The 17680-nt window shown below is 25.9% G+C and carries 13 protein-coding genes and 1 pseudogene; all 14 read left to right on the top strand.

Going from position 1 to position 17680, the window contains the following annotated elements; all coding sequences use genetic code 11:
• Positions 1-1749, top strand: a pseudogene (locus G507_RS0116065) (hypothetical protein); the annotation flags it as partial.
• A 4-nt stretch (positions 1750-1753) separates the two neighbouring features.
• Positions 1754-2815, top strand: coding sequence for a hypothetical protein (locus G507_RS0116070; protein WP_026718455.1), 1062 nt, complete (start codon positions 1754-1756; stop codon positions 2813-2815).
• Positions 2816-2982: 167 nt separating this feature from the next.
• Positions 2983-3951 carry a hypothetical protein gene (locus G507_RS17435; protein ID WP_157496655.1) on the top strand — a complete coding sequence of 323 codons (969 nt, stop codon included), beginning with the start codon at positions 2983-2985 and terminating at the stop codon, positions 3949-3951.
• 69 nt (positions 3952-4020) lie between these two features.
• Positions 4021-5193 (top strand): tetratricopeptide repeat protein, encoded by a 1173-nt coding sequence (locus G507_RS0116085; protein WP_026718456.1) that lies wholly within the window; start codon positions 4021-4023, stop codon positions 5191-5193.
• A gap of 35 nt (positions 5194-5228) precedes the next feature.
• The gene (locus G507_RS0116090; protein ID WP_026718457.1) at positions 5229-6680 is read left to right on the top strand and encodes a glycoside hydrolase family 24 protein; all 1452 of its coding nucleotides are present in this window, start codon (positions 5229-5231) and stop codon (positions 6678-6680) included.
• A gap of 11 nt (positions 6681-6691) precedes the next feature.
• Positions 6692-7558, top strand: a complete 867-nt coding sequence (locus tag G507_RS0116095; protein ID WP_026718458.1) for a hypothetical protein — start codon at positions 6692-6694, stop codon at positions 7556-7558.
• Positions 7559-7581: 23 nt separating this feature from the next.
• Positions 7582-8175 (top strand): hypothetical protein, encoded by a 594-nt coding sequence (locus G507_RS0116100; protein ID WP_026718459.1) that lies wholly within the window; start codon positions 7582-7584, stop codon positions 8173-8175.
• 98 nt (positions 8176-8273) lie between these two features.
• Positions 8274-10475: a glycoside hydrolase family protein gene (locus tag G507_RS17440; RefSeq protein WP_026718460.1), complete on the top strand. Its 2202-nt coding sequence runs from the start codon at positions 8274-8276 to the stop codon at positions 10473-10475.
• Positions 10459-11541: a hypothetical protein gene (locus tag G507_RS0116110; RefSeq protein ID WP_026718461.1), complete on the top strand. Its 1083-nt coding sequence runs from the start codon at positions 10459-10461 to the stop codon at positions 11539-11541. The genes G507_RS17440 and G507_RS0116110 overlap by 17 nt, the downstream gene beginning before the upstream one ends.
• Before the next feature lie 616 nt (positions 11542-12157).
• Positions 12158-12490, top strand: coding sequence for a lysozyme (locus tag G507_RS17920; protein WP_425402151.1), 333 nt, complete (start codon positions 12158-12160; stop codon positions 12488-12490).
• A gap of 69 nt (positions 12491-12559) precedes the next feature.
• Positions 12560-13615 carry a hypothetical protein gene (locus G507_RS0116125; protein ID WP_026718462.1) on the top strand — a complete coding sequence of 352 codons (1056 nt, stop codon included), beginning with the start codon at positions 12560-12562 and terminating at the stop codon, positions 13613-13615.
• A 531-nt stretch (positions 13616-14146) separates the two neighbouring features.
• Positions 14147-15373 carry a hypothetical protein gene (locus G507_RS0116130; RefSeq protein WP_026718463.1) on the top strand — a complete coding sequence of 409 codons (1227 nt, stop codon included), beginning with the start codon at positions 14147-14149 and terminating at the stop codon, positions 15371-15373.
• Positions 15374-15448: 75 nt separating this feature from the next.
• Positions 15449-16438 (top strand): hypothetical protein, encoded by a 990-nt coding sequence (locus tag G507_RS0116135; protein WP_026718464.1) that lies wholly within the window; start codon positions 15449-15451, stop codon positions 16436-16438.
• 354 nt (positions 16439-16792) lie between these two features.
• On the top strand, positions 16793-17680 hold an 888-nt coding region (locus tag G507_RS0116140; RefSeq protein WP_026718465.1), incomplete at its 3' end, for a contractile injection system protein, VgrG/Pvc8 family.

Genomic DNA, 17680 nt, shown 5'->3' on the forward strand with positions numbered 1-17680 from the left:
TTATCTGAAGATGGAGTGTTAAAAGCCAAGATAGATTGGAAAAAAGTACCAAAAATCAAACAAGTTAGAGTAGTTTATATACAAGTAAAAGATGAAAAATATGCAGTACTTTACTCTGCAAATGCTGCTGTAGATAAAGCATTAACTACTCTACAATTTTCTCCAACTGCAGTAAAAATGGTTGAAAATAAAGCCGCTGTTGTGGTGGGGACGCAGGCTTTGAGTAAGAAAGAAGAACATAAATGTCAAAATTGTGAGAAAGAAATAACTATTGATAATTTAAATGAGGTAGTTGGAAATAAAAATGATCAGACATACAGGAAAACAATTTTAAAGTTTATTAATCAGTATATAGAAGAGAGAAAAGGTAAAAAAGATGAATTACACATAAATACTTGTCTTTTAAAAGCACATTTTTTAAGTGAGATTGCAACCGAAACAGGATTACTAGAATTAAAATTAACTGAAGGCAATTCACCACCCTATTATTCTAAAGATAATATAAAAACAATGTGGCCTTCAAAACATAAGTTGATGTTGGAAAATAATACACTAGAAAGTATATCATCAGAGAGAGCTCAAAAGCAACTTCTAAACAATGTATATGGTAGTAAAAATGGAAATCTAGGTGGAGATGATGGATGGAACTATAGAGGAAAAGGTTTGATTCAATTAACTGGCAGAAAAAATTATAAAGATGCAAGCACATATTTAAAAAATGTTTTTCCAAATGAATACATTGATTTTGAAGTTAACTATGATAAAGTTGCTGAAACAAAATATGCTGTCCTAAGTAGTATTGCATTTTGGGAAGGAAAAAGTGTTTTTCTTAAAGCTAAAAATGCTAAAAATGAAAGCGAAGTGCCTAATGTTAGAACTATCATTAATTATTATGACAGAAATAATCCAAACACAAAAACATATTTTAAAAATGCAGTTAAGACATTTAAAGTTGATAGTTGTACTCCAGTAAGTTTTAATGCAAAAGATATTGTTACTTACAGAATTTATTGGAATGATGCTAATCAAGGTAAAATCGAAAAACATATACCTAAGAATATTAAAGAAGAATTTAAAAATAAATATAAATATATTTATCATAATAAGGATAATCAAGAAATTGATATTTGTGCTGTGGAGTGGAATACTACAAAAAAGAAAAGTGTTGGTCATTTGAAGAACTCTAAACCAACCCATAGCTCATTAGTTAGTGATGAAAATAATTTAAGTGGTAGTATTGACAGACGAATTACATTTGCAAATGGAGACATTGCAGAATACGGAAGTCATCCAAGTAAAGGAATGATTTGGAGATTGTATATAGCAGAATCTGAAGATATTGAATTAGTAAGAATGCCAGATTCATTAAATATTAATAAAAATAATACTATCATTAACTATACATTTACTTCAACTCAAAGAAGATATACTAGTCCTGGTCATCTAGCTGCATTTATTGGAGCTCTTGCAGAAAATGGATTTTCTATTCAAACTTCAGGTAGTTGTTTTAAAGAAGGTTCTGCATTTCCAAGTTATGACCATTCCAATGGAAAAAGTATTGACTCAATTTATTTAAATGATAAAGATGAGCAAAAATTTATTGATGCTATGGTAAAATTTAGTTTTAATAAACATTTAAGAGGAGCTAATAAAAAGCATTTCAAAAACGCAACTGATGGCGGATCACTTCATGATTCACATCTTCATTCATCTTTTGATGAAACATTTGTAATAACTATAAACGAATAATTTTATGAAAAAAATAATTTATATTATTTTAATATTATTTATATCTTGTAAAAGTCAAAATAAAGAATTTAATACTTTAGGAGATAAGCTTATTTCTGATGAAAATTTTGTAAATAGTATTGAAAGTTCATGTGATAAAGAAACCAACCCTAATTGCGAACTAAACAAGCTTACATTTAATTATCAATTAAAATTTAAAAAAGATAGTATTGTTTATAACAATAATAACTTGAGAATTGAAATAAATAAAGAAGAGAAAGTTGTATATGAAAATGGACCAAAAAACACAGCTTTAAAAATAATAACATTTAATAACAATAATCTAGTTGATACTTTAACAATTTATCATAAAATCTATTTGGAAGAAGTCGTTTTAGAAAAAAAATACTATTTAAATAAAAAATTTGAATTATGGATTTTAGATTTTTTTATTGATGATGAAGGTGTTTTTATAAAAAAATGGAATAAATTTAAAATAGATGAAAAAACAGGGAAGATAAGTCTTTTAAATGAGTTGATTAAAGATAAGTATCACTTAGATACAAAAGGAATAGATAATAGTAATACTTTAGATACTTATATAAACGAATATGGCTTGTCTAAATTTAAAATCCGTAAAGACTTCGATTTTGATTTTAACAATGATGCTATTCTTGATAAAATAATAGCATTTGATTATGAAGACTCATTTGATTGTTCTCCAAACGCAAAAGGTGAGCGTCCATTACTAATTCTGAAAGGTTTAAATAATAATAAATTTGAGTTGGTTAAATACAGTATTGAAATTCTGCCATCATTTTGTAGTTCTGGAAATGCAGAAAGTGATTTAGATATTTATTATAAAGAGGGTCTTTTTCATTTTCATAGTACATACTTAAATCAAAGCAATGAAATTTATTCAAGAGACTATTTTTTCAAAAATGATTTAGAATTAGAAAAAATAATCTTTTTAAAAACTAGGGTTGGAAATCAAAATAAAAATGAAAAAAAGATTACACAAAAAGATTTTTCAAAAAAAGTAAGTTTATTAAATTTTGTATTTGAAGAAAGTTTACAATATGAATAATTTCTTTTTAATCTATCTACTGCTTTTTATTCTCCTGTAAAGAGAAATGGCAAAGTGAATTATCATTACAGAAAAACGTTCTTTTATGAAAAATTAATTAAAGTAATTTGATATTGAAAATAAAAAGAGAAGAGAACAAAATTATGAAATATTTATAAATGGGAATTATGACTCAACACAATAACTTTTTTTGGATTTTATTAATTACATTTTTTTTTATTAGCTGTAAAAATGATAAAGATACTAAAACACATGAATATATTAAAAATTCAATTGAAAAAAACATTGATAGTATTGATGAAAATTTAAAATCAAATTACACAACTTGGTATCCTTCTTCTGATTTAAATAATACTGAATATGAAGAATTAGAAATTTATTTAAATAGAGATTCTATAAAAGTCATGAAGGCTAATAAAATAATTTGCAAAGATGAGATTGTTACAGAACTACTGACCTTTGAAAAGTATTTTAAAAGCAAAAAAAATAGTATAGAAATTAAAGAAAAACTTTTAAGTCAATATAAATTAAATGTTAGCGATAAGATTGTAGCAATTATTAATGCTGATGGAGATATTTCAAATAAAGGCTGTCAATTTCCGTTTGGTGATATTTTTATTATTGATAATCACTTGTTTTTTTATGATAATGGATATAATTGCTTTTTACTTGTAAAAAATTCTAATTCAGTAGATATATCTATAATTGAAAATCCTCTTCAAAAGTCAAATATTATTTTACCGTATAATAAAAAAATTGATATAAACACCGTAGAATATAAAGTTATAAATGTAAATTTGATAAAAGGACTTGAGGATTTTTCATGTGGAGATAATTTAGTTAGATACTTTCCATTAGCCTCTAAGGAACAAATAAGTTTAATACTTGTGCCCCAAGATTGTGCAGATTTTCAATATAGGTTTTATCTTTTATCTGTTAGTAATAATAAAATTATTTCAAATTTATATGTTGAAGGTGAATGGTTTGAGCCAGAAAATTATTTAAATAAAGAAATTACTTCTTTTGAGCTTTCTAAAGATTTTAACATTATGATTACAACATTAACAAATAATGGAGGAAAAAAAATTGAATATTTTTCAATTACAAATGAAGGTTTTTTTAAGAAAAAATTATAAATGGACTTCATCATATATTGATATTATTATGAATGAGGGAAAAAAGCAAACTTATATTTTGAATAAGAAATGAGAATAATTCGGTTACCTATTTTACGAATATTATTAATAGGTATTCTATTTCTATTATATTCTTGCAACTCCAAAGTTAATTCAAAAGATTATGAAGGAATTTGGCACGAAATTGTTAAGCAAAATAAGGATTTTGTCATTATCGATTGCGGTTATGATAATCAAATAATAGAAATAGTTAAAGATTCATTATTTGATTACGGTATTATGGAAGAGAATAAATCTCTCATTAATCACAAGAAAAATGAAAACAAACAAACTTTTTATTTTTTAGATAAACAAGAAAAGACTTTTTATAAGTTTTCATGGGTTAATGAAAGTATGGAGATAATAAAATGTGAACTTATTAACGATAAACAAAAAATATTTGAAAAATATTTTATAAAAAAAACAGGTATAGATAAAGTCAAACACATTAAAGGTAGTAGTATAGACTGTTTAACAGACGAAGATGTTGGAGATAAAATAAATGACACTTTTGTTTTTGAAAATGGGAATAAAACAGTTTTAATACAAAATACCAATTGTTTATCTATAAAAGACAACAATGATTTAATTCTTTTAAATAATTGTTATGATGATGTGATTATTAAAATTAGGCATATAAAAGGTAATTTTATTCCATTAACATTTATTAGTGGAAATAATTCAATTGATATTGATTTTTATGATGATATTAATGATTGGACTTCTAATTCATTGACTTATTATTTTAATGGGGCAGTTAATAAGAATGAACAATTTAAAATATCTTTAAAAAATTTTAATTTTAATGATGTTTTTGAAAACTTAAATTTAAAAGTTGATAAAGAAAATTTATCAATAAATAAATTAAAAGATAAAAATTTCTTAAATAATTCAGATGTATATATAATATCCGATATGTTTATGAGTAACCCAATAAGTAATGAAAATATTACAATTTATAATGAAACAGCTAATTACTTTATTGAAAATGAAAAATATAATGAAGCTAGAATAATATTATTAGAAATTGTAAAATTTTCTCCCGAAAAAGCTTCTCTATATTTAAGTCTTGGCGATTCTCAATGGGGCTTTGAGGATGAAGAAAATGCAAAAAAGTCATATGAAAAATATTTAGATTTATTGAAAATCAACAAAAATGATATTAATAAAATTCCGAAAAGAGTTTACGAAAGAATTAAATAAAATATAAAATTCACTGACTTTTTGATTTAGACGATGTGAGTTGGTTCTATGCCAATACAACAGGTATAAAAGTAGGAACAAAACTATCAGTTGGAATTTATCAAAATGATGAGGATGATAATCCTATTCATATTTTACATTTAACCCAGACAATAGATGAGGATGGTGTGCTTAAAGCAAAAATCCCATGGAATAAAATCCCTAAGATTAAAAAATTAAGAAATGTTTTTGTAATAATAAAGGACGAAGAAGGCAAAGTGCTATATAATGCAATTTCAGATGCAGATAAAGCCATTACTACTCTACAATTTTCTCCAACCGCAGTAAAGATGGTTGAGAATAAAGCCGCTGTGGTTGTTGGTACGCAGGCTGTTGAGGTGAAAAAAGATAAAAACAAAGTATGTGAATGTGAGGCAAGAGTTAGGGCGTTTATGAGAATGCTTCGAATCGGAGAGGGTACTGAAAATGAAAAAGGATACACTACTCAATATAGTGGTAAACAATTTACAAATATGAGTAAACATCCTGAAAATGTTATAACAGCAGGTAAATATTCTTCTTCTGCAGCAGGAGCATATCAAATTATGAGATATACGTGGTGGTGGTTAGGTGGACAAAAATTAACTGATAATAATAAGAAAGCGGGTGTTTATGAAGAGTATCATGATTACATTAAAAAATATAATATTCCAGATTTCACTGCGGAATCTCAAGATAAATTATGTGTCATAATTTTGAAGCATAAAAGATCTGGGATTATGGATTTAATATTTAAGAACCAAATAAAAGATGCACTCGATAAGTATGGTAGTTATGAATGGGCAAGTTTGCCACCAGGTAGATATGGTCAGCCAACTCAAACAATGGGGCTTGCATTAAAAAAATATGATGAATATTTAAAAGAAGAGCTTGAAGGAAAAAGTAATCTACATCTTAAAAAAGGATTTTTAAAAGAATTTGGATATAATTGTTGTAGTGAAGATGAAAAGAGTGATTGCTCATGCGGTAAAAAACACTATAACAATTCTAAACCAGAGCATTGGATACATCAACAACCAAGTGAATGTTGGGCAGCAAGTGTGAAAATTCTTAAAAACTATGGAATTAGCGGAGGGGCAAGAACCAATTGTATAATAATTGCTAATCAAAATGGAAAAACTATAACACCAAAAAATGCTCAAGTTGGTATTGATTACATAGACTCTCAATTAGCTAAAGGTAATCCAATAGTAGTTGGTCTAGATGACAATTTAAGAGAAACAAGTTATAATGTACATAAAGCAACAGATCATTTTTTTGTTCTCGTCGGTTCTGGATGTGAAAATGGAAAAAGATTTTATAATTTTTTTGATGTTGGTTCTAAAACAAAAAGTGCTGGAACTAATATATCAAATAAAATGTTTATTGAAGACAATCTTTTGATTAAAGGAAAAAGTAACGGTGGAACACATAACTATACAATAACAGAAGTAAGAAAAAATAATTAATAATTAAAATAATGCGAGTATTAAAAAAAGAAATATTTTGTGTCTTTATTCTGCTGATTCTCTTCTTTTCTTGTAAAGAAAAAAGTAATTCAGAAAATAACCAAACTATATTTGAAAAGTCTAAAATTGAAGGGCATACGTTTTATAAAGTAACTGAAACTGATTCTGGTAAAATTATTTATAAGCCTTGTGGTGCCGAAGTTGAAAAATATTTTTTTTATAAAGATTCAGTATTACATAATTGGGGTCAAGAAATTGATGTAATTAAAAACTTAAATATAATAAATGAAAAATATATTTTATATAAAGGATATAATACAAATACAAACATTAAAGAAGATATTACTATAAAAGAAGTTGATGACAAGAATGTGTATTGGAAAATAAATGATATTTTATTTATTGATGAAATACATATAAAACAAATACCTTTAATAAATGAACCAATATCAAACTGTGATAATTCATTAATAGATGATGATTTTGCAAATGAACTAATACAAGACTCATCATATAAAACAAAGTGTATTGAGGAAACAGCTACACTACTAGTATTAGATGCTTCTTCGTGCTATTTAGATTTTTATACAGAAGAAGGATTAGCAAGAGTACAATTAGAAATTATGTATAAAGAAAATAGTATTTATGAATTAATTTACAAGGGTTTAACAGGTATAACTAGAGGTAATCAATCTTTAGATTGGGAAAATATTTCAACATCAGAAATCATAAGTACATTTACTTTAGAAGATAATAATACTATTCTCTTTAATTGGCAAGGCTTTTACAATAACAAAACAAAGAAAAGAGAAATGATTAAAAATCCCTTTACCACAAAAACCCAAAATGAACCAATCCTATTGAAAATTTGCGAATAAAAAGTATATAAAAAATAATAACGATGAATAGAATCTTAAAAATAACATTTTTATTAATTTTGATATTATCAATTTCTTGTATTAATGGGGAAAAGGATAAAAAAACAGGAAATAAAGAAAATGATAATCTTATTTCAAACATAGAATTAAAAAGTGATTCTATAGATAGTCTATCAAAAAACAGTAATGAAGAAATAGACGTAAGCATAGAAAATGATAATGATGAATTTATTAGTAAATCCTTGTTTGAAAGGTGGAAAGGCAGGTATATATTAAGCCAAATGGATATGATAGATGGTTGGGGAAAAGAATCCACATCAATATCAGAATTAATATTAATAAAACCTGACAGTTGTGTTTTTAAATCTTGGCTTACAGATGTGAAAGGTAAAAGATATAGTGAAAATGATAATTTTCAAGAATATTTAGGTGTAATTTATGCAACAATGAATAAAGATTCTATTGAATTTTATACAAAAAAAGTTATAGTAGGTGGTAATAATTCATTATCTCCTTTGTTAACTATAACTAAAGATTATAAAGATTTTTATGTATACAGTATTATAACGTCTCCAACAAATAATGGTATTATAAAAATGAAAATAGATAAAAAATAAATATATAATTACAAAAGTGTATAGATATAACACTTTGTATTATTATTACTATCAAATAAAGTTTAAAACCATGTACTGTAGTTGAAGAAAAAAAATAAATGCCTATTATAGATAATAACGGCATAAAAATAGAAAAAGCTAGTTGGGGACAAACCGTTAACATTTATCTAAAAACAGAATACCTTATTGGCGAAGAAATAAACATTGAAGTTTGGGATGATGATACTTTTTTTGATGATGGTGTTGCTAATAAAAGCATAAAAATTTATGATGGCAAACCAATTTCATTAAAATTGGATAAAAATGTTAAAAATAAAACGGGCACTTTAGGCAAACTTTACGTTAAAGTTTTTGCTCCAAAATTAACTTTATTAAACCAAGGAAAAGGATTTCCTGGAGACGGATTAATAGTTGAAGATGTAATGTCATTTTCAAACGCCATAATTGGAGAAGAAAACGGTTCAAAAAAACATACTTTAGTAGATTATGACGATGTAAGTTGGTTTTATGCAAATACAACAGGTATTAAAGGATATAAAAAGTTATTTATAGCTGTTTATCAAAAACTAACAGGTGAAAAGCCTGAATTTTTAGCAAAACTAGAAAACATTACCTTATCTGAAGACGGAGTACTAAAAGCCAAAATAGATTGGAAAAAAGTACCAAAAATCAAACAAGTTAGAGTAGTTTATATACAAGTAAAAGATGAAAAATACAAAGTACTTTACTCTGCAAATGCTGCTGTAGATAAAGCATTAACTACTCTACAATTTTCTCCAACAGCAGTAAAAATGGTAGAAAATAAAGCCGCTGTTGTGGTGGGGACGCAGGCACTTCAAGGCAGTAGTTGTGGAGAAAAATATTGTATTAAAAAAGATGATACAAGTGAATTGATAAGAGAAGTTAGCATACGTTTAGCAGGTTTTGGAGGCAATGTACCAACAGATGTTTTTACAGACAGAACTGAAAAAATGATTAAACAGTTTCAACGCGATTACATGAAAGTGCCTGAAACTGGTAAAATTTGCGGTAATGTGCTGAAAGCTATTGATGATTTTTCGTTAAAATTTGATCTATCGACAACTCAGTGGAGTCAAATAAAATGTAGTTGTGGAACAAAAGGACAAAAAGTAACTAGTACACTTAGAGAAATTAAAGAACTTAATAGTTGTGCAGGCTTTGGCGACAATACTGGAAAAGGAACATATAAAACAGGAAATGAAGAAAAAAATCACAAGTATGAATATCCTGGAATTCACAGGTCTTTATTGTTCGGATTTAAGACATTACTTTTTTACTTATCAAAAAATGAAACTTATAAATTTAGAGAAATTAGTTCAGGATATAGATGTCGTTTTAAAAACTTTACGACAACAAATCATCAAGGTAAAGCTCTTGATATTCAGTTTAATAAAGATTCATGGGAAATTAGAGGTGCTGAGAAAAGAAATATAGCTGAATTAGGAAAGATAAGAGATGATATTTTTCATAAATATTTTAATGCTAAAACAAGTTGGATTAATGGAAAAAATAATTTTTGTTTAGAACCAATTGATCTTATTTATAAAGCAAATGGAAAAATCGATAAAAATTATACCTATAGCTGGATACATTTTGATGTTAGGGAATTTGATAGTATTTATCTTGATGATAAATATTTTTGTAAAAATAAAACTAGTTTAAATGGTAAAAGTATTGTTGCAATTGCAAAAGAGTTAGGTTTCGATAAAACATGTGCTTGTTTTGCAGGTTTTAGCAGTCAAACTAATAGCCAGTCAACAAATACAACAGACCGTGTTGATCCTAAAACATTAAAATTATCAGAAAAAGGTAAGCAATTTATAAAAGATTGGGAAGATTTTAGAGCTGATGCCTATAATGATTCAGAAGGTTATTGCACAATAGGATATGGACATTTAATAAAAAAGAAAAAGTGTGAAGATATTATAATTCCGACTGAATTTAAAAATGGTATAACAAAGGAAAAAGCTACTAAATTATTTGATGCAAGATTAGTTGAATTTGAAAATGCAGTAAAAAGAGATATAACTGCTACTTTGTATCAATATAAATATGATGCTTTAGTAAGTTTAGTTTTTAATACAGGGCCAAACTTCTTAAATACTGGAGGTGCCAAAGGAGGTGAAACTAAGATAAAGAAAAATATAAATAATAACGAATACTCAGCTGGAGCTGATGAAATGGCGGACGTTACTAATGGCGGTACTACCGGATTAGTGAAAAGAAGAAAAGCAGAAATTAATACTTTTAAAAACAATATTTATGATTCAACACATTAAATTAATTATGGTGAATAAAATTTTAATTAGCCTTTTGTTTTTGTTCTTAAGTTGTAAAAATTCAGAACATAATAATATAAATGAAAATAAGATAGATACAGTTTTTTCAACAGAAATTATTGACAGTTCTTTAAGTAATAGAAACGAAAATTACCAGGTAGATGCATCGGATTCAAATAGAGATGAAATAGAATTTGATTTAGTTAGTGTAAAGCAATTTTCTAATAATAAACCGGTAGATTCTATAGTTTCAAGACTAAACGCTATAAAAGTGAAAATGAATGATAAAAATATATTTATTAACAATATTTCAGCTCCATATTCATTAGATAAATCAGATACTAAAAAGTTTTTTGGTAGAGGATATGTTTACGATTACTATGTTGACTTTTTATATAAAAATTATAAGATTGAAATAAAAAACCAAGTAGATTATGTAGAAATAAGTTATGAAGATGCCCAAAAACATCCATTTAAAGACTATTTTCTTGAAGGAGGAGTTACTATATTAATTAATGATTATTTATTTCTTCAATATTCAGATTACATAGTAACTTTTAAAAAAAGCTCGAAGGTTCTTTCAAACAAGAAATTATCTATAAAGCTTCCTTTTGATTATCAGAAATATTTAGACGAGTGCTATTTGATTGATGATTCAAAATGTGATGATAAATATCCATTTTACTCAAGTAAAGAGATGCAATCATTATCTAAATTAATCAATGAAAAGATTAGCAAAAACAATCCGGAAACTATATTTTGTATCGACAATGATGAATTACCTTTTGAAACCTATATTTTTAATATTCGTGGTAATGGGAATCAAGATTATCTTCGTCAAACTATACTTATAAATATAAAGAATAACACCATACTTGGAAAACAGATTATTGGTATATCTCCAGATGCTGATATACCAGATGGAGCTGATGCAACTATTAAATCCTATATTTTAAATTCAGATCTAACAATAAATATTTTTGAAATTAGATTTGGTAAAATTCAAAAAAAAATTATTGAAAAGTATCAAATAAAAACTGATGGCACTATTGAAAAAATCAATTAAACGATGTTGTATTTTATTTAGAACAATCAGGAGCTTACAAAGAATGAATATATTTATTAAAAGAAAGAGTGAAAGCTGAACTTCAGAGACAAGTAGAACGGTTAAATTTAGCAGATGCTCAATGGGGTAATCAAGAAAAAAAAGATGCAAAAGGTATCTTGTCAAAAATATATTTCACTCATGAATTCTCATAACAATGACTTAATGAAAACACCACAAAGAGTTTACGAAAGAATTAAATAAAATATAAAATTCACTGACTTTTTGATTATGTCGATGTGAGCTGGTTTTATACCAACTCAACAGGTATAAAAGTAGGTACAACATTAAAAATATAAATTTGGTAAGCTGTTACAGGTATTGATATAGACATGAAGGTGTCATTAAAGCCTATTATCTCTGATGATGGAGTTCTAAATTCAAAAGCATTGTACTTTTAGCTAATGAACTTGGTTTCAAAAACACATGTGCTTGCTATTCAAATGGAAATAATTCTGAAAAGTTACCTAATTCTTCGATTACAAACAGGATTGATCCAAAAACTCTAAAATTATCAGAAAAAGGGCAAAATTTTATAAAAGAATGGGAGGGCAAAAAAATTAAAAATGGGAAACACATCCCTTACAATGATTCTGAGGGTTATTGTACAATTGGTTATGGTCATCTAATTGATACTGAAAAATGTGAGAATTTGAATTTAACAGATAAATTTAAAAACGGATTGACCGAGGATGAAGCTACGAAACTATTTGAAAAGCGAATTCCTGAATTTGAAAAAGCTGTACAAAGAGATATTACTGTTCCTTTATATCAACATGAATTTGATGCAATGGTAAGCTTATTGTTTAATACAGGAAAGGATTTTTTAAAAAAGGGTAAAGCACCTAAATTTTATAAAAAAATATTGAATAAAGATATGATACGGCTACAAATGAAATACTTGATATAACTAATAAAGGTACAGCAGGATTAGTACTTAGAAGAAAAGCAGAAGATAAATTATTTAAAAACAATATTTATGACACTAAACATTAATAATAGAAATTTAATTTCTTTATATTTTTTTTTAATTACATCATTACTTTTTCTATCATGTAAAGGAAATAATAGAAAGGAACAAGTTAATAATGAAGAAAACATATATAAAGATTCTAAAGTAAAATTAGAAGAACAAAATAAACAAAATGACGAATGGCAACTATACAGATGTTACTATTTCAGTAATGATGAATATGATAATCCTACTATAACAGAAGAAGAAGTTTTAAATATATTTAGGAAGATTAAAATTTTCACTTCGAAAGATAGTTTGTGGCTTAATAATGATATATCAAGCTATGAAATAAAAACTAAAAATGAAGCTTCTAAATATTTTAGAAAGGACTATGAATATGAACAGGCTATCAAATCTTTTAAATATGGCTTTGATATTGACATTAAAAACAAACCGCTTTCTTACATTTGGCTTGACCCTGAAAAATATATGGAATCTCCCTTTAGCGATTATTTTAATGAAGGAGGTTCTGCAATAATCAGTAATGACTTTTTGTTTTTAAAAAATTACGAAGGTTATATGATTTGTTATAAAAAAGTCGATAAGAATAAAATATGGGATAAAAAATATTGTGAATTACCATTTTATACTGGTAGAGCACATTCTTTATGTCAAACAGATAGCAGAAAGAGGTATAAAGATTTATGTACTAACGAATATCCTTTATTTTATTTTGATAATGATAAAGAGTTGCAAGAAAATTTAAAGGCTAAAATACCATATAAAAATCTTTTATATTATTATAATTTAAAAACTAATATAAAAGATATAAGTACTATCGTTGTAATAACTGAACATGAAGAAGAAAGTTATGGAGATTTATTTTTAGTAAATTTAAAAGGAAATGAAGTTGTATCTGTAATGGAAAATGAAGAAATTGATTTCTTCCATGCCTATAATTTTGAAGTAAAATCAGATTTAACAATTAATGTTTATGATGATAATGGTATGAGACCTAAAGAAAAAATTAGCTTTGTATTTAAAATTAATGACAACGGTAGTTTTAAAAGAATTCAATGAAAAAAATAATTAGTAAAAATGTAAAGAATAATATTATTAACCGGTATTCTATTTCTATTATATTCTTGCAACTCCAAAGATAATTCAAAAGATTATGAAGGAATTTGGTACGAAATTGTTAAGCAAAATAATGATTTTGTCATTATCGATTGCGGTTATGATAATCAAATAATAGAAATAGTTAAAGATTCATTATTTGATTACGGTATTATGGAAGAGAATAAATAGCTCATTAATCACAAGAAAAATGAAAACAAACAAACTTTTTATTTTTTAGATAAACAAGAAAAGACTTTTTATAAGTTTTCATGGTAATAATGACAGTCCAACTTTTGATAAAGTAAAAAATAATACAGTTTTTAAAATTGCAATCAAATATGGTTTCAAAAAAAATTATTGCACTAATGCTTCAACAGTTTTAGGTGAGACGATTTCTGGAGTTACTAATGTCTCAAATCATAAAGATCATGGACATTTTGGTTTGTCAAATATTAATATAGAAGAAATAGAATCAATAAATGTAACCAAAATATGAGAGTACTAATTATTTCAGTGATAATATGTTTTTTAAGTTGTAAACACAAAAAAGAACAAATTAATAATTTAAATCATATTTCTAATTGTCTTGTTTTAGAAATAGATAAAACAACTTTAATAATAAATGACGTTAAATCTATTTACGATTCTACTAATGTTAATATTGATTATGACATAAAAAAACAAAAAAATAAACTAACTATTACCCCTGCATTTTTAGAAAGTGATTTATTAGATAATAAACATGTTGAAATTATTGGAGAAGAGTTTTCAAATGTTGAAATACTGTTTGAATATGACGCAATCTTTTATGGTGAAGAAAAGAAAAAATATATGCTAGGTTTTAAAAGAGATACACTTATAAATATAAAAGTTATAAATAGACATTTTACGATACCTAATTCAAATGAATTAAAAAAACAGGTTAGTAATAAATTTGAATTTAGTAAAGTTCTTGAAAAAAGTTATTTAATCAATTATAGATATAATGAAGATATAATCAAAAATACTGATATGATTGGAAATTCAGATTACAATAATGCAAACGAATTTTTCAAAAAACAACAATCTGATTTTAAATCTTTAGACCAATTATTAACTGAAATCGATTATTATAAAATAACTTTAAAATTAACTAATAATGGTAAAAAAGAAATCTTAATAGTATATGACCGTGGATTTACACCTTCAGAATTAACCCCTAATAAAATAATTCCTAATACTTTATTTGCAGATTATTATAATTTAAAAAGCGAATTATTAAGTATTAATTCTAAAGAATATGAAGTTAATGTATTGGAAAAAAAGAATTTAAAAGAAATAGATAATGTTCAGCACAATTCTAACCCAATAGTGATTCTAGAAAAATCAGGTAAGGATTTTATAAAATTAAATGAAAATAATAAAATCATCTTTAAATACAATGATAATTGTCCTGCTGATGGATTTATAGGAATTGTAACAAAAGATAATTATTTCACAATTCAACAAATATTTTGTAAAGATTTTCTATTTGTTACTTCTTACACTACTTTTAAAATTGATGAAAAGACAAATCATATTGAACTGCATAAATACGGACAGGAATATGCAGATAGAAGTAATCCAGATAAAGATATTCCAACAAAAATCTGGACAAATAAAGACTTTGGAAATATTAAATTTGAGGATGTCTCTGAAGACTTTATCATAAATTTAATTCAAAATAATCCAAAAAAATAATTATTAATGAAGAAGGTTGTTTATTTACAATTTTAACACTTATTAGTTAGAAGAAATAATTAACAATTTAACGCAATGCAAGTATTAAAAAAAGAAATATTTTGTGTCTTTATTCTGCTGATTTTATTCTTTTCTTGTAAAGAAAATATTAATATTTCAAGTAATCCAATTATAGAAAACCAGTACAAGAGAGTATCCCTAAATTGTAAAGGAGATGACTACAATACCTTAACTTGTGAAAACATTCAAAAAGAAATTTCTTTAAATTTTAAAAATGAAGAAGGAAAGTCGTTAATTAATTTTAAATACAAAAATCAAAATTTCATTCATGTTATAAACGAGCAAATTTCTGATTTAGGTATTGAGAGTTTTTTATTTGAAAATGATAATAAAATGATTCTAATATTGGATTCATTTTTAGAGTTTGGTCATAAATTTTATGTTTACGAAATAAAAAACGATAGTATAAAGTTTGTTGGTTTTAAAGAACTTAACTCTAAATTTGATGATAAGGATATTGAATTAAAATACATTTTTAACCTTTCAGAAAAAGAAAATTTATTAAATATAAATTTAGGTCCTTCTTATGAAGAGATAAGTTTAAATTTAAATAAAGCATCATTATTGTTGACTAAAAATAATGACCAAGATATTTTAAATAAAAAAATCGATTATTCAGGCTCATGGAAATTAAACTGTGACAGTGAATTATTAACTTTTGAAATAGCAGCGAACAATATTTACTTGTTTTTAAATTCAGATAATTCAATATATATTAACACCCAACTTAAAAAAGTTATGGGTAAAGAAAACGAGTATGATTTACATTTTTTAAGTACAGAATCTCAAAACAATTTTTACGAAGAGATTGGCAATATTAAAGATGAAGAGATTTCAAAAGAAGAAAGCATTGCAAAAATTGTAATATTAGATGATAATACTATTTCAATATTTTGGAAAGGTTTATATGATATGAAAACTAAAAAAAGAGTTTTTTATGAAAATTTTGTTTTTTTAAAAGAGAATAACGATGTGAATCCAATTATATTAAAAAAATGTAATTAATTTTTAAAATAAAGCAGATTCTTGTTTCATAGAATTAAAAAATATATAAGAATATTCACTATGTTTTTTTTATATAGTTAAAATTATTTTATACTTTCACAATCGCAAGTAAATCTAATTACTGCAAGTATGAAAAACATTTTCTATAAAACTTTATTAGCATTTTAACTTTACAATTACGTACTTACTAAATTGAATACTAAAAAATCTGTATTATCGAAATCCCACAGCCATTCCAAAAACTCTAAGTTTAATATTAGCGTCTAAATAAAAACGCATTAAAATCTACTTTCAAAAGAATATTTTTACTAAATTTACTACATATGTTTTAAAAAGTAAATAAAAATATTTCTTATGGCAATCAGTACAAAAATCAGCATTACTATTGGAGGAGAAACACTTACGCGATTTTCCAAGTTAGTTATTCAACAAAAAGTGCATACGCACCATACGTTTTCAGTACTTCAACCTTTGCCAAAAGAATTTGTGAGTCAAGCTATCGATAAAGCTCAAAGCTATATTGGAGAACCCATCAAAATAGAAATTACACCAACAAGCCTATCCACTACTTCACCGTTCATTTTTAACGGAATAATTACAGAAGCCCAAATGATACGGACTTCTGGAGCTGCAGGTGGAATAATAATAAATGGCTACAGTCCAACCATCGTAATGGAAGGAACTCCAAAAACAGTTTCTTACACAGACCAATCGTTATCCGATGTTGTTAAGAAAATCACCTCAAACTATAGTCAGAAAGAACTGCAACCAACTGTTAAAATTAACAATGACAGCTCGATGCCTTATACTGTTCAATACAGAGAAAGCGATTTCGGATTTATTGCCAGATTAGCGCAAAAGAAAGGCCAATGGTTCTATTATAATGGTGAAGAATTAGTTTTCGGACAACCAATCTCAAAAAACTTTACCTTAGAATATGGTCGTTCGCTTCATAGTTTCAACATAGAAATGAGAACCAAACCACTTGGATTGGAATATTTAGGCTACGAATCAAGCAGCGCCGAAACCCAAAAAGCAAATACATCAGAAATAAATTATCAACCAGAAGGTTATGCAAAAGTAGCTTTTGAGCGATCAAAAAAACTATTTCCAGATAAAGCAACAATGCTCTACACACATCCAATTGAAGAAGGAAGTGCAAGAACCCATTTAGTAGATAGAGTCACGACACAATTGCAATCACGAGCTGCAGATTTAGTAACGGCAAAAGGAGACAGTGAT

The organism is Flavobacterium gelidilacus DSM 15343, from assembly GCF_000422685.1.
GTDB lineage: Bacteria > Bacteroidota > Bacteroidia > Flavobacteriales > Flavobacteriaceae > Flavobacterium > Flavobacterium gelidilacus.